Genomic DNA, 24,124 nt, shown 5'->3' with positions numbered 1-24,124 from the left:
TCACTTTATTCACTTGAGCAAAAACATCGCAGTTCGAAAATATATTATAATAGAATGAAAAGAGAGAAATTTGGCAGAAAGGGAGGGTGGCGATGCAGGAGATGGTTACAGATTTTTTTGGACGCCCACTTCAAGATTTGCGCATATCTGTCATTGATCGTTGCAATTTTAGATGTACATATTGTATGCCAGCGGAAGTTTTTGGGCCAGATTATGCTTTTTTGAAAGATGAGTTTTTACTGACGTTTGATGAAATTGAACGTTTGGCAAAACTATTTGTTAGCATCGGTGTACGAAAAATTAGACTTACTGGTGGCGAGCCACTGCTGCGTAAAGATTTAACAAAACTTATTGCACGTCTCGTGAAAATTGAAGGGTTAGTAGATATAGGGTTAACGACAAATGCAATTCATTTAACGAAACAAGCAAAAGCATTAAAAAAAGCTGGATTACATAGAGTAAATGTTAGTTTAGATGCAATAGATGACGATGTATTTAAGGATATTAATGGCCGGAATATCAATACGAAACCTGTTATAAAGGGAATTATGGCTGCAAAAGAAGCTGGGCTTGATGTAAAGGTAAATATGGTTGTGAAAAAAGGAATGAACGACCATCAAGTACTTCCGATGGCTGCTTATTTTAAAGAGCAAGGAATCACACTTAGGTTTATTGAGTTTATGGATGTTGGTAGTACAAATGGATGGAACTTTGACCAAGTCGTTACAAAGCAAGAATTAATTGAAATGATTCATAGTGTGTATCGACTTGAGCCAGCTGAAGCGCATTATTTCGGTGAAGTTGCGAAGCGATATCGTTACGTTGGAACAAATGTCGAAGTCGGTTTTATTACTTCTGTTTCAGAGTCATTTTGTTCCTCTTGTACGAGAGCAAGAATTTCGGCAGATGGAAAGTTTTATACTTGCTTATTTGCGACAGAAGGATTGGATGTAAGGGAGCTTCTTAGAGGAAATCTTTCAGATGATGAGTTAGTAAGCGTTATACAAAATGTATGGATGAATAGAAAAGACAGGTATTCGGATGAACGGACAGAAGAAAGTGCAAAGAATCGTCCGAAAATTGAAATGTCTTATATAGGAGGATAAGAAAGGGGGCTATCGTATGCAGGAGCGATATTCAAGACAAATATTATTTTCTGGTGTTGGAGAAGAAGGACAGAGAAAAATTAGAGAGAAGCATGTGCTTATTATCGGCGCTGGTGCTCTCGGTGCAGCGAATGCAGAAGCAATTGTTAGAGCAGGTGTTGGCAAAATAACAATTGCGGATCGTGATTATGTAGAATGGAGTAATTTACAAAGACAACAATTATATACAGAAGAAGATGCAAAGCAATATAAACCAAAGGCGGTAGCAGCGGCGGAGCATTTAAAAGCGATTAATTCTGAGGTGGAAATAAACCCGGTTGTGACGGATGTAACAGTGCAAGAAATGGAAGCGTTAGTGAATGATGTAGATTTAATATTAGATGCGACAGATAATTTTGAAACACGTCTTCTTATTAATGATATTTCACAAAAGTATAATATTCCGTGGATATATGGTGGTTGTGTCGGAAGCTACGGAGTAACATATACAATTTTACCAGGAAAAACACCGTGTTTCCGCTGTTTAATGGAACATCCAGCGAGCGGGGCAACATGTGATACGGCGGGTATTATACAGCCGGCCGTGCAATTAGTAGTTGCACATCAAATAACGGAAGCGCTGAAAATATTAGTAGAAGACTATGGGGCGCTTCGCGAAACGATGTTATCGTTTGATCTTTGGAATAATCAACAGATGGCATTTAAAGTGAATAGGCAGAAAAAAGACACATGTTTATCTTGCGGAAGATTACGTACATATCCGAGTTTAACATTTGAAGCACAAACGAAAACAGAAGTGTTATGTGGCCGAAATACAGTACAAATCCGTCCAGGTGTGCGGAATGAATTTAATTTAGAAGAAATTAAAAAGCGCTTACAAAGAAGTGTGAATGTAAAAGCTACTCCGTATTTATTATCCTTTCCGGTGGAGGAATTTCGTTTTGTTTTATTTACAGATGGCAGGGCGTTTATTCATGGGACGAATGATATAAATGTAGCAAAACGCTTATATGCAAGATATATAGGTTGAACCTAAAGGGAGCCCTTTAGGTTCAACGGAGAGAAGATTAAGACTTTCTCGTATAATCTCCACTTTTTCCACCTGTTTTTTCAAATAAGTACGTTTCGCCAATAATCATACTTTTATCAACAGCTTTGCACATATCGTACACAGTAAGAGCTGTAGCGGAAGCAGCTGTTAAAGCTTCCATTTCAACACCGGTGCTACCTTCTGTTTTAACTTTTACTTCAATAAGTAATCGATATTGTTCTTCGGATTGTTTCCAATCGAAAGAAACGTCAACACCTTTTAATAATAAAGGATGGCACATTGGGATAATATCAGAAGTGCGTTTCGCAGCCATAATACCTGCGATTTGTGCAACTGCTAGTACGTCACCTTTCCCAATTTCATTGTGAGAGATTTTATCGTAAATTTCTTTTGTAACGACAATGCTAGAGCACGCAATTGCTGTTCGAACGGTTGCTTTTTTGTCACTTATATCAACCATCTTCGCGCGTCCTTGGTCATTAAAGTGTGTGAATGAAGACATGGAATTCCTCCTTGAAGTAATTTCTATTTAATATATAAAGTTTAATCGAGATAAAAAAAATTGCAAATATGGGGTGAGAAACGATGGTAGAAAAACGAATTCCGATTCAAGTTGCTGAGGCAGTAAAGAGAGTAATGGAATATACGAAGAATGGTGAAGTAGAAGAAGTTTCTATTGCGGAAAGTTACGGGAGAATTCTTGGAGAGGATGTTGTCTCTGATCATGACGTTCCTCATTTTGATCGGTCTCCTTACGATGGTTTCGCAATTCGAGCAGAAGATACGAAAGAAGCAAATCAAGAGAATGCGATTGAGTTTGAAGTAATAGGAGAAATCGGAGCAGGATCTGTTTTTTTAGATGAAGTAGCGCCTTTTAAAGCGGTTCGTATTATGACGGGAGCAGCTATTCCAGAGGGATGTAATGCAGTCGTAATGCTAGAGCTGACGGAGGGGTTTGAGAAGAACGGAAAAACATATATGAAGGTAAAGCGTCCTTTTCATAGTGGTGACAATGTGTCATTTAAAGGGGAAGATATAAAGCAAAATCAAGTTCTCGTTAAGAAAGGTGTTGCAATTAATCCAGGTGTTGCGGCCTTATTAGCGACGTTTGGATATAGTACTGTGAAAGTTGTAAAACAGCCTGTTGTTGGTATCGTGACGACAGGAAGTGAATTGTTAGAAGTACATGAGTCGTTACAGCCGGGGAAAATTAGAAACAGTAACTCTTATATGATTGCAGCTCAAATTATGAAAGCCGGAGGGAAAGTTCGTTATTATGGCCAACTTGCTGACGAGTTAGATGCATGCTTTGCAGCTGTTCAATCGGCGATGGATGAGGTTGATATTTTAATTACGACAGGCGGTGTGTCGGTAGGAGATTATGACTACTTGCCGGCCATTTATGAAAGATTACAAGCGAATGTACTCTTTAATAAAATAGCAATGAGACCAGGAAGTGTAACGACAGTAGCTGAAGTTGATGGGAAGTTACTTTTCGGTTTATCAGGGAATCCATCAGCTTGCTACGTAGGCTTTGAGTTATTTGTGCATCCGGTTATAAAAACATATTTGTATGTGAAAGAGCCTCACGTATATAGAGCTGATGCTATTTTGCAAAAAGATTTTCCAAAGCCAAATCCATTTACTCGTTTTGTAAGAGCAAAGGTAACAATCGCGGAAGGGGTATTACAAGCGATGCCGGTCGGTTTAGATAAATCGAGTGCGGTTTCTTCACTTGCCGATGCGAATGCTTTTATTGTGTTGCCTGGAGGAACGAGAGGATTTGAGGCAGGGATGAAAGTAACTGTATTGTTGTTAGAGCACGCCGAGGGATGTGATTGGCCATGGGAAAAACCCCTTCAATCTTACAAATAGTAGGGTATCAAAATAGCGGGAAAACAACGCTTGTTGAGAAAATAGTGCATGCGTTAGCTGAACAGAAAATGAAAGTTGCTGCCATTAAACATCACGGGCACGGAGGTTTTCCAGAAGTAGCGCAAAAAGATAGTGAAAGGCACCGAAAGGCTGGTGCTGTTGTCAGTAGTGTAGAAGGCGCTGGATTACTTTCACTGTCGTCATTAAGAGAGGAATGGTCCTTGCAAGAAATTATTCGCTTATATGAGTTTTTTGAAGTGGATACAATTTTAATAGAGGGCTATAAAAAAGAGAGCTATCCGAAAGTAGTGTTACTTCGTTCTGCGGAAGACGTTGAACTTTTACATAAAGTAGAAAATATAGTAGCGATTATTACGTGGCATGATGCTCCCGCAAACTTACGAGAAGAATATAAAGTATTTCATATAACAGAAGAAGAGTTGTATATAGACTGGTTTATACAAACGGTAAGGAGTACGAAATGACAAATACGTATTATGAAGTAATTGATACAGAAATCTCGATTGAAGAGGTAGCGAAGAAGGTTATTCGCCGCGAATGTGGTGCTGTTACAACATTTATTGGAACGGTTAGGGAGTTTACGAAAGGGCGTCGTACATTATACTTAGAATATGTCGCTTATAAAACGATGGCAGAAAAGATGCTAGAGAAAATTGGCTCAGAAGTGAAAGAGAAGTGGCCAGGTACACACGTTGCGATTACACATCGCATCGGTACACTGCAAATTTCTGATATCGCGGTTGTTGTTGCTGTTTCAACACCGCATCGTAAAGCGGCTTATGAGGCGAATGAATACATTATGGAACGCATAAAACAAATTGTTCCGATTTGGAAAAAGGAGTTTTGGGAAGATGGAGACTCATGGATTGGTGATCAATTAGAGAAAACACCATATCCGGCGGGAGAGCCTGGGAAGGAGCTATAAGTATGATTCGAGTATTGTTATTTGCGTACTTGCAAGAGGAAGCAGGAACAAGTGAGTTACAAATAGAGAAAGAAAATATTACGGTTGCAGAGTTAAAAGATGTTGTTGCTAAAGAATATAATGTACCAATGGCAGCATCAATTATGGTTGCGATTAATGAAGAATATGCAAATGAAGATGACACGATCCGAGATGGTGATGTTGTTGCACTAATCCCACCAGTGAGCGGTGGTTAATATTGGATTCATTAAAACGACTTTCCTACATAGGGAAGTCGTTTTTTTATGGAAGTTTTGCGAACACTAACTTATAGAACAAGGAGGGTGTTATGAAAAAAATATGTGTAGTTATTACAACGCTATGTGCAATCTTTTTTTCTTCTCCAAGTGATTCTTTTGCGAAAGAATCTAGGGAACAGCTGTTAGAGAGTGCATTATCGAATAGGTACTATTCAGTTATTAGGCAAGTGACAGAAGATCAATATGAGTGTGCTTCAGTTATAAATATAAAGCGTCTCGGTAAGAAAGATGAGTTCGTTCCTAGATTTGAAGTCACGCTACAATTTCTTACGTTCCAAGGTGCACATAATCCGCCGAATGATAAAGTTACACTTACTTTGGAAGATCATTTAGATCACGTGAAAATAAAGAAGGTGGAGCGAGAAAAGAATGTTTCTGGTGCTATTGCAGAAAAGGTTTGTGAACGGGAAAAAGAAAAAATAAAAGCGCACTCTAATGATTCAGAGTGATAACTTATGACATTTAGTAAAGAAAGGTAATGAGCGATGGACATACTTTTAGCGATTTTACCGGCTATATTTTGGGGAAGTATTGTGCTATTTAACGTGAAACTGGGCGGGGGGCCGTATAGTCAAACGCTTGGTACAACGTTTGGAGCACTTATTTTCTCAATTGCTGTTTATATTTTTGTGAAGCCAGTATTAACTCCTACTGTTATTGGAGTTGGAATTGTGTCAGGTTTATTTTGGGCACTTGGTCAGGCGAATCAATTAAAAAGTATTGATTTAATGGGCGTTTCGAGAACGATGCCCATTTCAACAGGACTGCAATTAGTTGCGACGACTTTATTTGGAGTCATCGTATTTCATGAGTGGTCCACGACTATATCAGTCATCCTTGGCGTCTTGGCTCTTATTTGTATTATTATCGGTGTTATTTTAACATCACTTCAAAGTGAAGAAGAAAAGAGTGCAGAACAGGCGGGGAATTTCAAAAGGGGCATTATCATTTTATTGATTTCAACAGTCGGTTATTTAGTTTACGTGGTAGTGATTAGACTATTTAACGTAGATGGTTGGTCAGCTTTATTGCCACAAGCAGTTGGTATGGTGTTAGGGGGCATTTTGCTTACGTTTAAACATCATCCATTTAATAAATATGCAATACGAAATATTATTCCAGGATTAATTTGGGCAGCTGGTAATATGTTTTTATTCATTTCGCAGCCGCGTGTTGGAGTGGCAACAAGTTTTTCACTATCGCAAATGGGAATTATTATTTCAACGCTTGGCGGGATTCTTATATTAGGTGAAAAGAAAACGAAACGTCAATTAACGGGGATTGTCGTCGGTATCGTTTTTATTATCGCGGCGGGAATTATGTTAGGTGTTGCAAAAAGTTAAAGGAGGTATTGAAATGTATAGTGATTTAGCTGGAAAAGTTGTCGTTATTACAGGGTCAGCAACTGGTCTTGGAAGAGCGATGGGAGTAAGGTTTGCTAAGGAGAAAGCAAAAGTAGTAATTAACTATCGCTCACGAGAGTCAGAAGCGCATGATGTATTAGAAGAAATTAAAAAAATAGGCGGAGAAGCGATTGCTGTAAAAGGGGATGTGACAGTTGAATCTGATGTTGTGAATCTCATTCAATCTGCTGTGAAAGAGTTTGGTACGCTTGACGTTATGATTAATAATGCAGGGATAGAAAACGCGGTCCCGTCGCATGAAATGCCGTTAGAGGATTGGAATAAAGTAATCAATACAAATTTAACAGGTGCTTTTTTAGGAAGCCGTGAAGCGATTAAATATTTTGTAGAACATGATATTAAAGGTTCTGTTATTAATATGTCGAGTGTTCACGAGAAAATTCCGTGGCCACTATTCGTGCACTATGCGGCGAGTAAGGGCGGTATTAAACTAATGACAGAAACGTTAGCGTTAGAGTATGCACCAAAAGGTATTCGAGTAAATAATATTGGGCCAGGTGCAATAAATACGCCAATTAATGCCGAAAAGTTTGCTGATCCTAAAAAACGTGCTGACGTAGAAAGTATGATACCGATGGGCTACATTGGAAAACCGGAAGAAATTGCAGCAGTCGCAACTTGGCTTGCTTCCTCAGAAGCGAGTTACGTAACTGGAATTACGTTATTTGCAGATGGTGGAATGACTTTATACCCGTCGTTTCAAGCAGGGCGCGGGTAATATAAAAGGGCAAAGAGGTTTATCCCGCTATTTGCTGGGCAGTAAGACCACCACCTCAAAATTCAGCGGAAGCAAAGAAGTTAGGTGGGAGCTGATAATTAGTGGGGGATGAACAAAACCCCCACTGATTAAAGTTTTACTCTATCTCTTTGTCCTTTTTTCTGCAAAAAAAAAAATAGCGGTCGGCTATTTTAAATTTAATGATTAATTGTATCTTGAAGAAATTCTGTTGCTTGATGTTCAGAAACATTTTGCACAAGTGCAACTTCGCTAATCATCATTTTGCGTGCATTATCTAGCATTTGTTTTTCGCTCGCATTTAATGCTCTCTCTTTATTACGGCGAAGTAAATCGCGAACAACTTCTGCGCTATCTTGCAGATTGCCGTTTTTCATTTTTTCCATATTCATTGTATATCTCTGTTTCCAGGAAAGTGATGTGTCTGATTCCCCGTTTTGAAATTCAAGAAGTATACCATCTAACGTACCTTTATCTACGATATAACGAATACCTGATTTTTGTAATTGATCCATAGGAAGCATTATTTGCATGTCTTTACTAATGATACGTATCACACAATATTGACGTGTTGTTCCTAATATTTCTTTCTCTTCAATGGCTTCGATGACTCCTGCGCCGTTCATTGGATAAACGATTTTATCGCCAATTTGAAACAAATCATCCACCTCCATATGTGGTAACCAATTTTAATGATAGCACATATGAGTAAAAATGTCAAATTTTATATAATACCATAATGTTTATATTATAGTCAATAAGTAAAAACTCTTTTTTTTATATATTTTTTTGCTCTTATTTATTGATGATTTTTTTTGAAAAATAGTACAGGCGAAGAAAGAAGGCATATCCACTTATTTTTAAGCATAAAATGTAAAATCGCTAATACAATATACCTAAATCCGTTCTTTGTAGAGGAGGGAGAGAAGGTGGGGCGCACAATAAGAATTGATATTACAAATAAAGTTGTAGCTAAATTTAGACCGGATTATTTGGAATTATATACGAGTAAATTTATGATAGGTAAGTTTTATGTCTATACTGAAGGTAAACAATATGTGTTAGAAGACGGATATATATATGAAGATGGAAAATTTTATCGCATCATAGATACGCACCGTGGCAATAATCAAGCGGCGGAGGGCTGCGATCTAGGATGGTGTTAACATGATTCGTGTGAAAGTGTTTGATGAAAGTCACGAAAAAGACTTAGAAGACGCTGTAAATGTTTTTTTGAAAAAGATTGATGATAGTAATTTTGTAGATATTAAGTACCAAGTCGGTGTTTCCATTAATGATGACGAAAACCAAATTTATTGTTTTTCAGCGATGATTGTTTATAAAGCATAAAAAAGAGCTGGGTGAGCCAGCTCTTTTTTATGTTTTATGTTGGGACGACATGTGTCGGTAATACGTTCATAATAGATTGGGGTGTGCCTAATTTCTTTGTCGTTAAAAGAGGCTCCCCAGTTTCATGATTTTGGGCATCTGTACACATACCAAGGTGATAACGATCACCTAAAAATGGATCAATATAAAAACCGTTTTTGAATACTTTATCATTCGGATGTTTTTCATGATGAATGTCAGAGCAGTTAATGCAATAGAACATAGCTTTCATCCCCTTTTTATGTTTGTTTGAAAAAAGTGAGTCGGTAGTCATTTCGCTCCTAAGGAAATGTTGAGGAGAAGAGAAATAACTACCTACTCAAATGGTGGGCATATTCCTTCTGATTTTTCATATCTCGCGTAGTGTCTCTGAGGGAAGGAGGAGAGACGAAATACGCATGATATACGTAAGGCGCTTCTTTCAAGATGAATGATGGAGTTTCATGTTGAGAGAAGTTTTTATTTTTTGTTGCCTTTGTGAGTATATTATGAGGAAATGCTCAGAGGGTGTTTGTCCTGTTGAAAAAATGTTGAGAATTTCTCAACATTAAAAAATAACTAGCGTTGACATGAAACTAAAAGGTGTTATATTATCGAAGTGTAACCAAAAGGTGTTATATTTAATTGGCGAATAAAGGAGAATGAAAATGGAACAACAAAATACATTAACTGATATTAAACAAACGATCGTTTTTAACGCGTCTATTCAAAAAGTATGGAATGTAGTATCAACTGCAGAAGGGATTGCGTCATGGTTTATGCCGAATGATTTTGTATTAGAGGTAGGACATGAATTTCATGTGCAATCACCATTTGGCCCATCACCATGTAAAGTGTTAGAAATTGATGAACCAAACCATCTATCTTTCTCATGGGATACAGATGGCTGGGTCGTTTCATTTAATCTGAAAGACCTAGGAGATAATAAAACAGAATTTACGTTAATTCACGGCGGCTGGAAACATCCTGATGAAATTCTTCCGAAAGCGAATGCGAAGAGCTCTATTATTCGCGATAGAATGAGCGGAGGCTGGGTAGCGATTGTAAATGAAAAACTGAAAAAGGTTGTTGAAGGCTAAGTGTCCTCATCAGCAGCGAAATATGATGTATTTCAAGCAATTGCTGACCCAACCCGCCGAGAAGTAATACGGTTATTAAGTGATAAAGAGTTACCGATTTCCAAAATAACGGATCATTTTCCGATGAGCCGTACTGCGGTTGTAAAGCATCTTCATATTCTTTCAGAAGCGAATTTAGTAAGCGGAAGAAAAAGCGGAAGAGAGAAGATATATCGTTTACATCCAGAACCATTAGAGGAATTACAACAGTGGCTCTCATATTATGAACGTTTTTGGGATAATAAATTGTCCATGCTGAAACATATTGTGGAGAATGAAGAGTAAAAAGAGGATGACCGAAATGGTCATCCTCTTTATTATTGCTCACTTGTTTGTGTAGCTGGTTTTAATAAAATCCAAGCGATAATTAGTGTAAATACTGCTAATACGAAAGTACTCATATAAATGACGTGTACACTTGATGCTAATGCCTCTTGCGATTCGGTTGCTACATTTGCTGTAGTTCCGCCGTGTCCACCAGATACAAGGTCAAGATTTTTAATGCCGCGTGCGTGAATCATCGTATTGAAGATTGTTCCAAAGATTGCAGCACCTAACGTTTGACTAAATGTATTAATAAATGTGTTTAAACCAACGGCTGTTCCGCGTGTATGAGCTGGTACGGCTGCTTGAATTGTTACCATATAAATTGGTGTCACAAGCCCCATTCCTAAGCCAAATAATCCGACTGCTACATAAATAAGGAACGATGGTGAATTTGTTGATAATGTAAATAATAAGAACGTAGCGACTGATAAAATGCTAGCTCCAAGTAAAATGATTTGTTTCGTTTTTAATTTTCCTACTAAGTTACCAGAGAAAATAGCGCCAAATGTCCACATAACAGGGATTGGCATTAAAATAAGTCCGGCTTCTGTCGCATTTTTTCCTAATACACCTTGGCTCCAAATTGGAAGGTACATTGTAATACTAATGATCATCGCGCCAGCAATGAGCGTTAATATGTTTATCGTAGATAATGTACGGTTAGAAAAAAGTGCTAGCGGAATTAATGGTTCCGGAGATTTTTTCTCGATAAATAAGAAAATAATGAATGAAACGACGGCGAAGATTAGTAGGCCGATAATTGTTATGTCTCCCCAGTTTTGCTTGCTGCTACCTGTTAATAATGCATATAGTAGAGCGATCGTACTTAATGAGAAGACTGTTGCACCAAGATAGTCGATATGGTGTTTAGCTGGCTTAATAGATTCTTTGTAGTAAATTACAATCATTAAACAAGCGATAATTCCGAATGGAACGTTTAAGAAGAAAATATAACGCCAAGATAGGGAATCCACTAAGAATCCACCTACTAACGGTCCGATAACACCCGATACACCCCAAACGGCACTCATCCAACCTTGTGCTTTCGCGCGGTCTCTCGCTTCGCTATATAAGTCTCCAATAATCGTCATTGTGATCGGCATAACAGCACCAGCACCTATACCTTGAAGAGCACGGAAGAAAATTAATTGTTCCATTGACGTAACGATTCCGCAAAGTGCAGAACCGATTAAGAAGATTGTAGCTCCGATGAGTAAAACTTTTTTACGGCCGAATAAATCAGCTAACTTTCCGTATATTGGAGTCGAAACAGCTGTTGCAAGCATATAAATTGCATATACCCAACTAACAAGTTCGACGCCTGACAAATCACTCGTTATACGAGGGATCGCTGTACTAACAATCGTTCCTTCTACCGCAGAAAGAAACGTCATTAGCATTAAAGACATCATGACTTTTTTTCTCATATTTTTTCCCCTTACCCTTTTTCAAATATTCAACAATATAAAATATAAAGGTACTAAGGTATATAAAGCAACAAAAAAGCAATGGGAAGTTACGTGGAGCGGATATTTGTCGCTTCTTGTCGGTAAGTCGATAAATTCGGGAAATTGCCGATATAAGTTGAAGAATCGTTGATAAATTCGGGGAATCGCCGATATAATTTCATGTACCTATAAAAAAAGAAACAGGAATCCCTGTTTCTTTTCTAGTATTGCATTTTCGCGTTTTCTCCAGCTGTTGTTCCGGCAATTCGACCAGTAACGAGAGCAGATGTAATATTATAGCCGCCAGTATAACCGTGAATATCAAGAACTTCTCCGCAGAAATATACGCCGTTCGTGAATTTAGAAGACATTTCTTTCGGGTTAATTTCTTTAACGGATACACCGCCGCCAGTAACGAATGCTTTTTCAATTGACTGCGTACCATTTACATTCACAGTAAACTCTTTAAAGTCTTTCACAAGTGCACGAATCTTCTCGTGAGAAACTTGTCCAGCTTGTTCACTACCGTCAATTTCATTTTTTTCTAATAAGAATAGGAAGTAACGTTCAGGTACATAACCTTTTAAAACATTTTTAATTCCTTTTTTCGGATCTTCTTTCATTTGTTTCAGCATGCGCTGGAATAGTTGTTCACTATTTTCTTCAGGCAATGCATCGATGCTCATTTGAATCGTGTTCGTTTTAAACTTTTTCAGTGCTTTCACGACGAATTGGCTACAACGAAGAGCGGCAGGACCGGATAGGCCGAAATGAGTGAAGAGCATGTCCATTTTGTGAGAAATGATAGCTTTTCCTTTCGGGTTTAATACGCTTAAGTTTACATCGCGTAAAGCAAGACCTTGTAAGGAGCGGTCACGAATAAATGGTTCGTTTGAAAGGATTGGTACTTCTGTTGGGAATAGTTCTGTAATTGTGTGACCAGCTTTTTCAGCCCAAGCATATCCATCTCCAGTAGAACCAGTTTGAGGAACAGATTTTCCGCCAACAGCGATAACGACGTGATTCGTTTCTAACACTTCACCAGTTTGTAGTACGACTGCTTTCGTTTGACCGTTCTCATATTCAATCGTTTCAACAGGTGTATTTGTACGGATTTTTACACCTAAGTCTTTTAATCGTGTTAAAAGTGCGTCTACTACTGATTGTGCTTTATTTGATACAGGGAACATGCGACCATGATCTTCTTCTTTTAGTTGCACGCCAAGCTTTTCGAAGAATGTAATAATATCTTCATTATTGAAAATAGAAAAAGCGCTGTATAAGAAGCGACCGTTTCCTGGTATATGTTTAACGATTTCATCAAGTGGTAGACGGTTCGTTACGTTACAACGACCACCACCAGAAATCGCAAGTTTACGTCCTAGTTTATTTCCTTTATCAAGAAGTAAGACACTTGCGCCTTCTTCTGCAGCACCGATTGCAGCCATTAGCCCAGAAGGCCCGCCGCCGATGACAATAACATCATAATGCATAATATATCGACCCCATTTTCTACATTTCCTGCCTAAAAGAATAGCATGTTTTCCCTTAAAAGAAAAATAGAGTGAAGTACTGCTTAAGGAGAGAATTGTGGTACAATACAAAAGTTAGAGTTCAGCACTATCCTGCTATTTGTGGGCAATAAGACTAAAACCTTAAGATATAAGAGAAATAAAAAGGGTATTTGGTAGCCTGTAAATACTCGAATAGTTCAACTAATTATAGTTTCACTTTATGTAGATGTAGGAGGATTTTTGTATGTCCGATTCGAAATTTCTGCGCGGAACGCTTATTGTTACGTTAGGGACATTTTTAGTAAAGTTCTTAGGCATGATTTACGTCTTTCCGTTTCATGCATTAGTAGGTACAGAAGGCGGAACGCTCTATACATATGGATACATTCCATATACGATCTTTTTAAGTATTGCAACGGCAGGGGTGCCGCTTGCTGTTTCCAAATTTGTTTCCAAATATAATGCGCTTGGCGATTATAAAACGAGCCGGAGAATGTTCCGCTCGGGAATGGTTATGATGATAGTAACAGGAATTCTTTCGTTCCTAGTTCTATACATGACAGCGCCACTGTTTGCAGAAGCAATGCTTGGTAAACAAAGTATACACAGTAATGTAGAAGAAGTTACGACGATTATTCGTCTTGTAAGTTTTGCACTTATTGTTGTACCAGCAGCGAGTTTAATTCGTGGTTATTTCCAAGGTCACCAATCGATGGGACCGACTACTGTTTCGCAAATTATTGAACAAATTATTCGTATTGTCTTTTTATTAGCGGGTAGTTTTATCGTTATTAAAGTACTTGGCGGTACAGTTGCAACAGCAGTTGGGGTAGCGACATTTGCTGCGTTCGTTTCAGCAGTTGGAGCGCTCGGTGTACTCATTTGGTACTGGTTAAAACGTAAAAAACATTTGGATCAATATTTAATTGAACAAACTGTACCAGAATCGACAGTGAGTACGGTTCAGTTATTTAAAGAATTATTTGCATATGCGATTCCTTACGTTGTGATTGGGTTAACAATTCCTTTATATCAACAAATTGATACATTGACATTTAACTCAATTATGCAAGCGATTGGCCAAGGTGATATCGCAGAGCGAGCGCTTGGTATTTTCACAATGTGGACGCATAAATTAATTATGATTCCTGTATCGCTTGCAACAGCGTTTAGTTTAACGCTTGTACCAGCGATTACAAAATCATTTACTGAAAAACAATACCGTTATTTAAAGTTACAAATTACACAAACATTCCAGGCAAATATGTTCTTAACATTGCCAGCAGTTGTCGGTATTTCAACACTTGCATATCCAATCTATACTGCGTTCTATGACTCAGATCCACTAGGTGGACAAGTATTAATGTGGTATGCACCGGTTGCGTTGTTATTCGCTTTATTTACAGTAACAGCAGCAATTCTGCAAGGAATCAATCAACAAAAACATGCGATTGTCGCGCTTATTATGGGTGTTATTTTGAAATTCGTATGTAACGTAATCTTTATTCGTTATTTCGGTACGGTTGGAGCGATTTTAGCAACAGCGGTCGGATTCTTAGCTTCCGTATGGTATACGAATCGACAAATCAAAAAACATGTACACTATTCGTTTGGTGTTGTATATAAGAGAACTTTCCAAATTGCAGTATTAACACTTGTAATGGTCATTGCTGTAAAGTTATCACAATGGATTCTGTCCTTCATGATCTCGTCTGATGGCCGAATGGGTGCTCTTATTACAGTTGTGGTTTGTGCAGGTATTGGTGGTCTTGTGTACGGATTGTTAGCAATTCGCACAGGAGTACTTGAACGAGTGTTTGGCGGAGAAGCGTTAGAGAAAATCCAACGTAAACTTGGCAATAGATTCAAAATAAAGTTGAAATCAAAAGGGGCGTAATTACGTCCCCTTTTCTATGATAAATAAAGAAGGTGAAAAACGTGAGATTAGATAAATTATTAGCAAATATGGGATATGGAAGTAGAAAAGAAGTAAAGAAATTATTGAAAGACGGCGTTGTAAAAATTGACGGAACGCCAGTGAAAGATGCGAAGGTTCATGTAAATGTAGAAGAGCAAGAAGTTATGATTCACGGAGAAGTTGTGGAATATAAAGAGTTTGTTTATTTAATGTTGCATAAACCACAAGGCGTTATTTCAGCGACGGAAGATGATAATCATGAAACGGTAATAGATTTATTAGAGTTAGAAGATGCAATCTTTGATCCGTTCCCAGTTGGACGACTTGATATTGATACGGAAGGTTTCTTATTAATAACAAATGACGGGAAGTTATCACATCAATTGTTATCTCCGAAAAAGCATGTGCCGAAAAAATATTATGCACACGTTGCAGGAGTAGTAACAGAAGAGGATGTAAAAGAGTTTGCTAAAGGTGTTATTTTAGATGATGGCTATGAAACAAAGCCAGGTGCACTTACAATATTAAAAAGCGATGAGATTTCTGAAATCGAGCTTGTGATTACAGAAGGAAAGTTCCATCAAGTGAAGCGTATGTTTGAAGCGGTAGGGAAAAAAGTAGTCTACCTAAAGAGAACAGAGATGGGACCATTAGTATTAGATGAAGAGCTAGAACTTGGACAATACCGAGAGCTATCAGATGAAGAAGTAGAAATGTTAAAAACATATCAAGTAGATACTGAGAAATAGTGCTGTTTTTGGCGCAGAAAAGACCCCTTTCTAATGAGTTAGAAAGGGGTATGTATTTATTTACATACAATTATTTTTTCATTATGAGGTCATTCTCACTTTCTTTCCTGTTGTTGTCCACTTACCGCGGCAAGGGCTATACACGAGTTCATTAAACTGCAACACATTTAGATCACGTTGTATCGTTCGCGGTGTGATCCCGAACTCATCTACAAGGTCTTTCGTCGTTACCGTTCCGTTTTCATTGATGTACATATAAATTGATTTAATGCGTGTTAGCATACGAGTAGTTGTAGGTTTCAAGAGAAAACCACTCCTCTACTAGTTTTTTTGACCCCATTCAGGAAAGAAGGTCGTTACTACCATTGTACTCTACATGATAAAATTCATGCTTTAATCTACTTAAATTTTACAAAAGTTTAACAAATATTCATATAGAAAAATATTGGTAGTTGACATTGTATATATGGTCAGTCAACTAAATCATAAAATTCTACGTAAAACGCCAAATTCCTGCAAATTTTTTTGAAAAAATAAAAGAAAAACTAATGAGAAATATCTGAAATATTACAATTGTTCGGTATTTAGTTTTCGTGTATGGCATAAGAGATTTCGGTTTGTTATGATGAAAGAAACAATATAGTGAAGGATGGATGCGTGATGTCAGCGATTAATTGGACAGAAGAAGTTGCAAAACGAAAAGATGATTTAATTCGTGATACGCAACAATTTTTACAAATTAAAAGTGTATGGGAAGAAGAATCGGCGAAAGAGGGCGCACCATTCGGTGAAGGTGTAGAAAAAGCTTTATCTTTCATGTTACATAAAGGGGAAACTGAAGGTTTTACTTCTAAAAATTTAGAAGGATATGCAGGTCATCTTGAAATGGGACAAGGAGAAGATTTACTAGGTATTCTTTGTCACGTTGACGTTGTACCAGAAGGAGATGGCTGGACGACTCCTGCATACAGTGCAGATATTCGCGATGGAAAGATTTTTGCACGTGGTGCAATTGACGATAAAGGCCCAACGATGGCAGCTTATTATGCGATGAAGATTGTGAAAGAATTAGGTTTACCTCTTTCAAAACGCGTTCGTATGATTTTAGGAACAGATGAGGAAAGCAATTGGAAATGTGTAGATCACTACTTTAAAAACGAAGAAATGCCAACAATCGGTTTTGCGCCAGACGCAGACTTTCCAATTATTAATGCAGAAAAAGGAATTTCTGATATACAAGTTGTGCAAAGTGGTAGTGAAGAGAAGAAAGGTACATATGAACTTGTTTCATTTGAATCAGGTCGCCGTTTAAATATGGTTCCTGATTTTGCAGAAGCGATTATTACAGGAGAAGATGTAAATGCTCTTACAGTAGCATATGAAGAGTATTTACAAACTGCTAAAAAAATAGGTGAAGCAATTGTAGAAGGTAATACGGTGACGTTGCAAATTAAAGGGGTTTCAGCTCACGGATCTACTCCGGAGAAGGGCGAGAATGCAGGTTTATTACTGGCAAACTTCTTAACGAAAGTCGCTCTTGATGGAAAAGGGGCTTCGTTTGCATCGTTTGTAACAGAAACATTTACAGGAGATATTTTAGGAGAGAACGCTGGTATTTCTTATAAAGACGATATTAGCGGACCATTAACAGTGAATGTTGGTCGACTTTCTTATACGAAAGAAAAGGGTGGTAATTTAGGATTAAATGTACGTTATCCAGTTACGACTAACTTTGAAGAAATGATCACGAAGTTAAAAGGATATGTTGGTACTCATGGGTTTGCAGTAGCAGACTATTCGAACTCTCGCCCACATCACGTTGATAAAGACCACGTATTAATTCGTACGTTGCAGCGCGTATACGAAGAACAAACAGGTGAAAAAGCAGAGCTATTAGCGATTGGCGGCGGTACTTATGCTCGTTCATTGAAAGCTGGCGTTGCATTTGGTCCGTTGTTCCCTGGAAAAGAAGAACTTGCACATCAAAAAGACGAGTACATTGAAATTGAAGACTTATTAAAAGCGACAGCAATTTACGCGCAAGCAATTCATGAATTAGCGAAGTAATGGATATATAAATAAGAAGAGGCCGTCCCAATACATGTTTTGGGACGGTTTTCTGTTACGCATCGTTTGTTGTTAAGTCGATATTCCTTGTCGAAATGTCGATATAATTTCATTTATTAACGCGACCTTAACTTGGTTAGACTTTTAGAGAAGTTTGATTCTTTTTAATTGAATGAGATAAGAAAGAAAAGCAACAATAGAAAGAAGGAGAAGATGTACATGGAGCTGCATTATTTTGTCGCGATTAAGTTACCAAATCATATAAAAGAAGTGCTGTCTAACTATAAAGAAGAAATGCAGGAGGAATTACCATTTCGTTCATGGGTACATAAAGAAGACTATCATATTACCCTTTCATTTTTAGGTAGTGCGACAGAGGAACAATTAGAAGGAATAAAGAATGGATTACAAACACTTACAGAAACGAAAGAACTATCGTTCACATTACAAGGATTTTCAACGTTCGGTATGGAAGATAGGCCACGTATTTTTTTGTCGAAGGTAAGCGAGAATCCCGATTTGTTCCAGTTACAAAAACAAGTACATGCTATTTGTGAAGAGAATGGATTTTCTTTAGAAACGCGCCCGTATCATCCGCATATTACTGTTGCTCGCAAATGGGTAGGAGAAGAGAAGTTTGATTTAGAACATATAAAGGAAGTGCCTGAAATATCATTTCAAGCGGATACGATTACTTTATACGAATCTCACGTAAAGGAGACACCGAAGTATAAAGCGATTGCTGAAATAAAATTACAAAAATAGAATGTATGAAAACGTTTTTTATACAGGTGAATATACTATAGAGAATAATGTGTTACTGTATAGAGCCTTGCTGATAAGAAAAGCCTTATCATTTGCAGCTCGTTTCATTTAACTTTAAGAATGATGGTGATTTTTTTATGTTGAAAGTAAAACGTCCATTTGATGCCTATTTAGATGAAATGAATAAAATTACAATTTTGCTCCCACATGCGTATGGAACAAGCCGGACATTTCGTTTGCAAGAAGGAAGTAACGTGAAAGATTTACCGATTTCTCATACAATTGCGCTTCCGGATGCAACGAAGTATGAGTGCTTTATAGAAGAGCCGCTAGATGTGGGGAAGTATTATACAGTACGAGATGAACGAAATGAAGAAACAGATTTACAAATAGGTGCTGTCATAAGAACAGTGATTTTCGATGAAAAGTATTATTACGAAGGTACAGATTTAGGAGCCGTGTATCAAAAAGAAGCAACGACATTTAAAGTATGGGCTCCAACTGCGAGGCTTGCGAAAGTAAGGATTTATAAAAGTGATAAAGAATATACCGATCATGAAATGCATAGAGGAGAAAATGGGGTTTGGACTCATACATTACAAGGCGATTTAGCCGGAGCAAAGTATACATTTCTTGTTTGTATTAATTTAATATGGAATGAAGCGGTGGATCCTTACGCAAAGTCAGTGACTGTAAATGGGAAGTACGGCGTTATTATTGATTTGGAAAAGATAAATGTAACAAAACGAGAGCAATTACCACCATTACAGGCAATGACAGATGCCATACTGTATGAACTGCATATTCGTGATGCTACGATTCATCAGGGCAGTGGAGTGAGTAAAAAAGGAACGTATAAGGGGCTAATGGAAGAAGGAACAACAGGGCGAAATGGGACGTTAACAGGCTTGTCCTATATAAAAGATTTGGGTGTTACACATGTTGAATTATTGCCTTTATATTGTTTCGGTGGTGTAGATGAGGCGAATCCTTCCTCTGCATATAATTGGGGTTACAATCCGTTATATTACAATGCGCCAACGGGATATTATGCTACAGACCTCTCTGATCCGTATAACAGGATAGTAGAGTGTAAACAGTTGATTGAAACATTTCATGCGCACGGCATTAGGGTAATTATAGATGTTGTATATAATCATGTGTATGAAAGAGAGCTATCATCATTTGAAAAGCTTGTCCCAGGATATTATTTTCGTCATGGTGAAGATGGTATGCCTTCTAATGGGACGGGAGTCGGAAATGATATAGCATCTGAACGGAAAATGATGAGGAAATTTATTGTAGAGTCTATTTTATATTGGCTTACTGAATACAATGTTGATGGATTCCGATTCGACTTAATGGGAATTTTAGATGTTGATACAATGAATATAATAGAAAAAGAAGTGCGAAGCATAAAGCGAGATGCATTGTTATTAGGAGAAGGGTGGGAGCTACAAACACCACTTCCTGCCGAAGAAAAAGCAACGTTAAATAATGCAAAGAAAATGCCGCATATTGCGCAATTTAATGATCAATTTCGTGATGGGATAAAAGGGAGTACCTTTCATATAAATAAGCGTGGTTTTGCATTTGGTGGGCATGTAGACTGTAATCATTTGCAGTATATAGCATCGGGAAGTCTTTTGAGTATGAAAGAAACAGGTCTGTTTCTAGAGCCTGTGCAAAGCATTAACTATGTAGAATGTCATGACAATATGACGATGTGGGATAAACTAATGCGGAGTAATGAAGAGCCAGAAGAGATTTTGAAAAAACGTCACCTTCTAGCGAGCGCAATGGTGATTCTTTCGCAAGGCATTCCTTTTTTACATGCTGGGCAAGAGTTTTATCGTACGAAGCAAGGAAATGAAAATAGTTATAATGCAAATGATGAAATTAATCAATTAGATTGGGATCAAAAAGAGAAAGAGATAGAGACCGTTAACTATATAAAAGGTTTAATTGCGATTCGCAAAGAGCACAGAGCATTCCGATTACAAAACGCAGACCTTATAAAAAAGCACATGGCTTTTTTGCAAACCTCTCCAGAAGTACTTGCATATCATCTAGGGCATGCAGAATCGTTTGGACCGTGGAAAGAGATTGTAGTTTTATTTAATAGCGGTTTAGAAGCTAAAACAGTGCAACTTCCGAAAGAAGAAACGTGGCATGTGTTAGTAAATGAAAAGCAAGCGAAAATAGAGCCAATTTCTTCATTTAGAGGAAAGGAACTTCAGCTGGCTCCAATTAGCACGTATATATTGACGATAATGTGACAAATCGCTACTTGACGATGAGAATGTAATAAATGTAGAATTGACAAAGGTGACGATTTTGATAAGTTGTCATTCTATGACTGGTTTTGTAAAATAAAATAGAGAGTTTTTGGCTTATGCCAAGTTTTCTTTTCATTTACAGTAAAATATATGAATCCACAACATGTGTAGAAATGTTGCGGTTTTTCTTTTCATAACTATAAAAGATAAGGATTTGTTAACGGGTAATGAATATGGAATGGTTGGAACAATTATTAGGAAAAGAGTGGAGTCTTGTACCGGCTGGTGGAGTAACGGGCGATGCGTATATTGCGCAAAACGGAGAACAGAAGTTATTTTTAAAGCGGAATACATCGCCCTTTTTAGCGGTATTGTCAGCAGAAGGAATTGTTCCAAAATTACTTTGGACAAGAAGGGTAACGAACGGTGATGTAATTTCTGCTCAAAAATGGCTTCCGGGACAGAAGCTAGAGCCAGAGGATATGAAACTAGAACGTGTTGCGAAACTTTTGAAGAAAATACACTCCTCTAAAGCACTTGTACAGATGATTCAAAGACTTGGGAAGCAGCCGCTTCACGCACAAGAGTTATTACAACAACTGCAACTTGTTTTAAGAGGAGATATAAGGGATGATGAAACAATTCAGCAAGGCCTTCAATATTTAATGGATTCATTAAAAGATATTGAATACAATGAATTCGTTGTATGCCATTGTGATGTGAACCATAACAACTGGCTATTGTCGGATGAAGATGAGTTGTTTTTAATTGATTGGGATGGAGCTGTAATTGCTGACCCAGCTCTAGACCTCGGTATGTTATTATATTGGTACATTCCGCGCCACGAATGGAGCGAGTGGCTCGAATATTATGATGTTGAAATGGATGAATCGCTGCTTAGGCGTATGAGATGGTATGTAATAGCACAAACGATTTTGTCTATGCAATGGCACACAACAAAAAAACAGCAAGCAGAAGCTGAATATTGGCATCAATATTTACAGCAACTACTTGCTTCAGAGTAATACTTAAGAAAAATTGTCCATTCCAGCAATCCACTGAGTAAGTTGTTCTTGATTATTGGAAATGTGGTTGTCCAAATTAGAGGAAGATTTACCCGATTGACTATAAGAATATACATCGTTTAGCATTGCTTTAGCGTCACTACTTATACTATCGTTTGCGAGTAACGATTGAATGAGACGCTCTAATTGCTCGCATTCAGAAACTGTCCCGCAACAATCACTTTGGTGATTGACTAAAATATCTTTCAGCACTTCTAATTGATGTTGTTGATTAATTGGCATGAACGGATCATCCTTTCGATTGTTTTTCTCTTCAAATGTACGAGAAAAAGCTGTTTCGTCATGGAATGTTTAATGCTGTATGTAGTTTTTATCAAAATGGTACATCTTATACTTGAAAGAAACGGACCGAGTGCTCGTACGTACTTGGTTTTTTGTTTGGGAGATTGATTAAAACAGAGAGAAGGAATTATTCCTTTAAAATAGCTATGTAAAGAGAGGGAGACATCTATGCGTTTAAGACATAAACCATATGCAATGGATCGAATTAATGAGTATTCACATATCGTAATCGGAAACCCAGAGGAGCGCGCTGGTAACTGGAAAGAAGTATTTGGAAATGAACAACCAATTCATATTGAAGTAGGTACAGGTCGTGGCCGCTTTATGTATGATATGGCAAAAGCAAACCCACATATTAATTATATTGGAATTGAAAAATTCACAAGTGTTGTTGTAGATGCACTTGATAAATTAATTGAAGAAGAAGTACCGAACTTAAAGTTAATTAATAAAGATGCTGAAGATTTAACAGTTTTCTTTGCAAAAGGTGAGATTGATCGCGTTTATTTAAACTTCTCAGATCCATGGCCAAAGAAACGCCATACGAAGCGTCGTTTAACGTATAAAACGTTTTTACGCAATTATGAAGAAGTGTTAGTAGAATGCGGAGAAATTCATTTCAAAACAGATAATCAAGGTTTATTTGAATACTCTCTAATGAGTATGGCTGAGTATGGTATGTTATTAACTTACCTGAGCCTAGATCTTCATAATAGTGATTATGAAGGAAACATTATGACAGAATACGAAGAGAAATTCTCAAGTAAAGGTCATCGTATTTACCGAGTTGAAGCAAAATATCGCACAGAGCCTATGCAGTAATGCATAGGTTTTTTGTAACTAAAATAATCGGAATTTTATGTTAATATTGAAAGGAAAGGGGGATGAAAAATGGAACAGTTACAAATTGGAGATATAAAAGTGACGTGGTTAAAAGGCGGGAACACACATTTAGATGGAGGAGCAATGTTTGGTGTTGTACCGAAAGTACTTTGGTCACGTAAATATAAACATAATGATACAAATCATATTTATTTACGAACAGATCCGTTACTTTTGCAAACGAAAGACGGTAATATGCTCATTGATTCCGGAATAGGGAATGGTAAATTGAATGAGAAGATGAAGCGAAATCAAGGTGTAACAGAAGAGTCATCGGTTTATAAATCATTAGAAAAACTAGATTTAAAACCTGAAGATATTCAGTACGTCTTAATGACACACCTGCATTTTGATCATGCATCTGGTTTAACGAAATGGGAAGGTGATCACCTTGTACCATCGTTTCCGAATGCAAAAGTGTATGTAAGCGAAACAGAATGGAATGAAATGAGGAACCCAAATATCAGGTCGCGCAATACATATTGGAAGGAAAATTGGGAGCCGATTGTAGATCAAGTTGTTACATTCCAGCAAGAAATAGAAATTACGGATGAAATAAAAATGGCGCATACAGGTGGTCATAGTGATGGACATGCAGTTATTGCTTTAGAAAGCAAAGGTGAAACGATGCTTCATTTAGCAGACCTATTGCCGACGCACGCACATCAAAATGTACTATGGGTGATGGCCTACGACGATTATCCGATGACATCGATTGAAAATAAGCAAAAGTGGATGAAGTACGGCGCTGAAAACGATGCTTGGTTTACGTTTTATCATGACGCATATTACCGTGCAGTAAAATGGAATGAGGAAGGGCATATTGTAGAAAAAATAGAGCGGAAAACGAGTGTAGAAGCATAA

28 protein-coding genes are annotated in these 24,124 nt (G+C 37.5%); 21 read left to right on the top strand and 7 right to left on the bottom strand.

Going from position 1 to position 24,124, the window contains the following annotated elements; all coding sequences use genetic code 11:
• Window positions 1-92 precede the first annotated feature (92 nt).
• The gene (gene moaA, locus MKX31_RS21560; protein ID WP_262787002.1) at window positions 93-1,106 is read left to right on the top strand and encodes a GTP 3',8-cyclase MoaA; all 1,014 of its coding nucleotides are present in this window, start codon (window positions 93-95) and stop codon (window positions 1,104-1,106) included.
• 16 nt (window positions 1,107-1,122) lie between these two features.
• Window positions 1,123-2,136, top strand: coding sequence for a molybdopterin-synthase adenylyltransferase MoeB (locus MKX31_RS21555; protein WP_064474529.1), 1,014 nt, complete (start codon window positions 1,123-1,125; stop codon window positions 2,134-2,136).
• A 37-nt stretch (window positions 2,137-2,173) separates the two neighbouring features.
• Here MKX31_RS21555 and moaC read toward each other — a convergent pair whose 3' ends face one another.
• Entirely contained in the window at window positions 2,174-2,659 is a 486-nt protein-coding gene (moaC, locus tag MKX31_RS21550; protein WP_262787003.1) for a cyclic pyranopterin monophosphate synthase MoaC, read from the bottom strand.
• An 83-nt stretch (window positions 2,660-2,742) separates the two neighbouring features.
• Between moaC and MKX31_RS21545 the strand changes: the two genes are divergently transcribed.
• The 7 genes from MKX31_RS21545 (at window position 2,743) to MKX31_RS21515 (ending at window position 7,419) form a co-directional block, all read left to right on the top strand.
• Window positions 2,743-4,032, top strand: coding sequence for a molybdopterin molybdotransferase MoeA (locus MKX31_RS21545; protein ID WP_064474530.1), 1,290 nt, complete (start codon window positions 2,743-2,745; stop codon window positions 4,030-4,032).
• Window positions 4,002-4,517 carry a molybdopterin-guanine dinucleotide biosynthesis protein B gene (gene mobB / locus MKX31_RS21540; RefSeq protein WP_064474531.1) on the top strand — a complete coding sequence of 172 codons (516 nt, stop codon included), beginning with the start codon at window positions 4,002-4,004 and terminating at the stop codon, window positions 4,515-4,517. The genes MKX31_RS21545 and mobB overlap by 31 nt, the downstream gene beginning before the upstream one ends.
• A complete protein-coding gene (moaE, locus tag MKX31_RS21535; RefSeq protein ID WP_000185929.1) occupies window positions 4,514-4,978 on the top strand; it encodes a molybdopterin synthase catalytic subunit MoaE in 465 nt (154 codons plus the stop codon). Before mobB ends, moaE begins: the two co-directional genes overlap by 4 nt.
• 2 nt (window positions 4,979-4,980) lie before the next feature.
• Complete coding sequence (gene moaD, locus MKX31_RS21530; RefSeq protein ID WP_064474532.1) at window positions 4,981-5,214, top strand: molybdopterin converting factor subunit 1; 234 nt, start codon at window positions 4,981-4,983, stop codon at window positions 5,212-5,214.
• A 92-nt stretch (window positions 5,215-5,306) separates the two neighbouring features.
• A complete protein-coding gene (locus MKX31_RS21525; RefSeq protein WP_064474533.1) occupies window positions 5,307-5,726 on the top strand; it encodes a DUF3888 domain-containing protein in 420 nt (139 codons plus the stop codon).
• 36 nt (window positions 5,727-5,762) lie between these two features.
• Window positions 5,763-6,620, top strand: a complete 858-nt coding sequence (gene glcU / locus MKX31_RS21520; RefSeq protein WP_064474534.1) for a glucose uptake protein GlcU — start codon at window positions 5,763-5,765, stop codon at window positions 6,618-6,620.
• A 13-nt stretch (window positions 6,621-6,633) separates the two neighbouring features.
• A complete protein-coding gene (locus tag MKX31_RS21515) occupies window positions 6,634-7,419 on the top strand; it encodes a glucose 1-dehydrogenase (protein WP_064474535.1) in 786 nt (261 codons plus the stop codon).
• 197 nt (window positions 7,420-7,616) lie between these two features.
• Here MKX31_RS21515 and MKX31_RS21510 read toward each other — a convergent pair whose 3' ends face one another.
• Window positions 7,617-8,111: a CarD family transcriptional regulator gene (locus MKX31_RS21510; RefSeq protein ID WP_000451449.1), complete on the bottom strand. Its 495-nt coding sequence runs from the start codon at window positions 8,109-8,111 to the stop codon at window positions 7,617-7,619.
• A gap of 255 nt (window positions 8,112-8,366) precedes the next feature.
• Here MKX31_RS21510 and MKX31_RS21505 point away from each other — a divergent pair, with 255 nt between their 5' ends.
• Window positions 8,367-8,603, top strand: coding sequence for a DUF2553 family protein (locus tag MKX31_RS21505; RefSeq protein ID WP_000533808.1), 237 nt, complete (start codon window positions 8,367-8,369; stop codon window positions 8,601-8,603).
• Window position 8,604: 1 nt separating this feature from the next.
• Window positions 8,605-8,787 (top strand): sporulation protein Cse60, encoded by a 183-nt coding sequence (locus MKX31_RS21500; RefSeq protein WP_000621751.1) that lies wholly within the window; start codon window positions 8,605-8,607, stop codon window positions 8,785-8,787.
• 34 nt (window positions 8,788-8,821) lie between these two features.
• Here MKX31_RS21500 and MKX31_RS21495 read toward each other — a convergent pair whose 3' ends face one another.
• Complete coding sequence (locus tag MKX31_RS21495; protein ID WP_033659785.1) at window positions 8,822-9,049, bottom strand: DUF3973 domain-containing protein; 228 nt, start codon at window positions 9,047-9,049, stop codon at window positions 8,822-8,824.
• 424 nt (window positions 9,050-9,473) lie between these two features.
• Between MKX31_RS21495 and MKX31_RS21490 the strand changes: the two genes are divergently transcribed.
• Window positions 9,474-9,905 carry an SRPBCC family protein gene (locus tag MKX31_RS21490; RefSeq protein WP_000437776.1) on the top strand — a complete coding sequence of 144 codons (432 nt, stop codon included), beginning with the start codon at window positions 9,474-9,476 and terminating at the stop codon, window positions 9,903-9,905.
• On the top strand, window positions 9,906-10,229 hold the full coding sequence (locus tag MKX31_RS21485; protein ID WP_000098837.1) for an ArsR/SmtB family transcription factor: 324 nt from the start codon (window positions 9,906-9,908) through the stop codon (window positions 10,227-10,229).
• Between the two features lie 32 nt (window positions 10,230-10,261).
• Here the strand turns inward: MKX31_RS21485 and MKX31_RS21480 are convergent, their stop codons facing one another.
• The gene (locus MKX31_RS21480) at window positions 10,262-11,698 is read right to left on the bottom strand and encodes an MDR family MFS transporter (protein ID WP_098275978.1); all 1,437 of its coding nucleotides are present in this window, start codon (window positions 11,696-11,698) and stop codon (window positions 10,262-10,264) included.
• Between the two features lie 242 nt (window positions 11,699-11,940).
• Window positions 11,941-13,212 (bottom strand): BaiN/RdsA family NAD(P)/FAD-dependent oxidoreductase, encoded by a 1,272-nt coding sequence (locus MKX31_RS21475; protein WP_000558876.1) that lies wholly within the window; start codon window positions 13,210-13,212, stop codon window positions 11,941-11,943.
• A 265-nt stretch (window positions 13,213-13,477) separates the two neighbouring features.
• Between MKX31_RS21475 and MKX31_RS21470 the strand changes: the two genes are divergently transcribed.
• Complete coding sequence (locus tag MKX31_RS21470; protein ID WP_088047658.1) at window positions 13,478-15,130, top strand: putative polysaccharide biosynthesis protein; 1,653 nt, start codon at window positions 13,478-13,480, stop codon at window positions 15,128-15,130.
• Between the two features lie 41 nt (window positions 15,131-15,171).
• Entirely contained in the window at window positions 15,172-15,900 is a 729-nt protein-coding gene (locus MKX31_RS21465) for a pseudouridine synthase (RefSeq protein ID WP_001234944.1), read from the top strand.
• 81 nt (window positions 15,901-15,981) lie between these two features.
• Here MKX31_RS21465 and MKX31_RS21460 read toward each other — a convergent pair whose 3' ends face one another.
• Window positions 15,982-16,203 (bottom strand): DeoR family transcriptional regulator, encoded by a 222-nt coding sequence (locus tag MKX31_RS21460; protein ID WP_000805512.1) that lies wholly within the window; start codon window positions 16,201-16,203, stop codon window positions 15,982-15,984.
• Window positions 16,204-16,560: 357 nt separating this feature from the next.
• Here MKX31_RS21460 and pepV point away from each other — a divergent pair, with 357 nt between their 5' ends.
• The 4 genes from pepV to MKX31_RS21440 all read left to right on the top strand — a co-directional run bounded on the left by pepV (window position 16,561) and on the right by MKX31_RS21440 (window position 22,036).
• The gene (gene pepV, locus MKX31_RS21455; RefSeq protein ID WP_340981494.1) at window positions 16,561-17,967 is read left to right on the top strand and encodes a dipeptidase PepV; all 1,407 of its coding nucleotides are present in this window, start codon (window positions 16,561-16,563) and stop codon (window positions 17,965-17,967) included.
• Window positions 17,968-18,186: 219 nt separating this feature from the next.
• A complete protein-coding gene (gene thpR, locus MKX31_RS21450; RefSeq protein ID WP_340981493.1) occupies window positions 18,187-18,732 on the top strand; it encodes an RNA 2',3'-cyclic phosphodiesterase in 546 nt (181 codons plus the stop codon).
• 137 nt (window positions 18,733-18,869) lie between these two features.
• Window positions 18,870-21,011, top strand: a complete 2,142-nt coding sequence (gene pulA / locus MKX31_RS21445) for a type I pullulanase (protein WP_098101730.1) — start codon at window positions 18,870-18,872, stop codon at window positions 21,009-21,011.
• A 227-nt stretch (window positions 21,012-21,238) separates the two neighbouring features.
• Window positions 21,239-22,036 carry a phosphotransferase family protein gene (locus MKX31_RS21440; RefSeq protein ID WP_098101729.1) on the top strand — a complete coding sequence of 266 codons (798 nt, stop codon included), beginning with the start codon at window positions 21,239-21,241 and terminating at the stop codon, window positions 22,034-22,036.
• A gap of 3 nt (window positions 22,037-22,039) precedes the next feature.
• Here the strand turns inward: MKX31_RS21440 and MKX31_RS21435 are convergent, their stop codons facing one another.
• On the bottom strand, window positions 22,040-22,318 hold the full coding sequence (locus MKX31_RS21435; protein ID WP_001122236.1) for a YtzH-like family protein: 279 nt from the start codon (window positions 22,316-22,318) through the stop codon (window positions 22,040-22,042).
• 228 nt (window positions 22,319-22,546) lie between these two features.
• Here MKX31_RS21435 and trmB point away from each other — a divergent pair, with 228 nt between their 5' ends.
• On the top strand, window positions 22,547-23,200 hold the full coding sequence (gene trmB, locus MKX31_RS21430) for a tRNA (guanosine(46)-N7)-methyltransferase TrmB (protein ID WP_340981492.1): 654 nt from the start codon (window positions 22,547-22,549) through the stop codon (window positions 23,198-23,200).
• Between the two features lie 69 nt (window positions 23,201-23,269).
• Window positions 23,270-24,124, top strand: a complete 855-nt coding sequence (locus tag MKX31_RS21425) for a YtnP family quorum-quenching lactonase (RefSeq protein WP_064474542.1) — start codon at window positions 23,270-23,272, stop codon at window positions 24,122-24,124.

Source organism: Bacillus sp. FSL M8-0063, assembly GCF_038005545.1.
GTDB lineage: Bacteria > Bacillota > Bacilli > Bacillales > Bacillaceae_G > Bacillus_A > Bacillus_A wiedmannii.
Note: the sequence above shows the minus strand (reverse complement) of the source record. Positions and strands in the feature narration are given on the sequence as shown.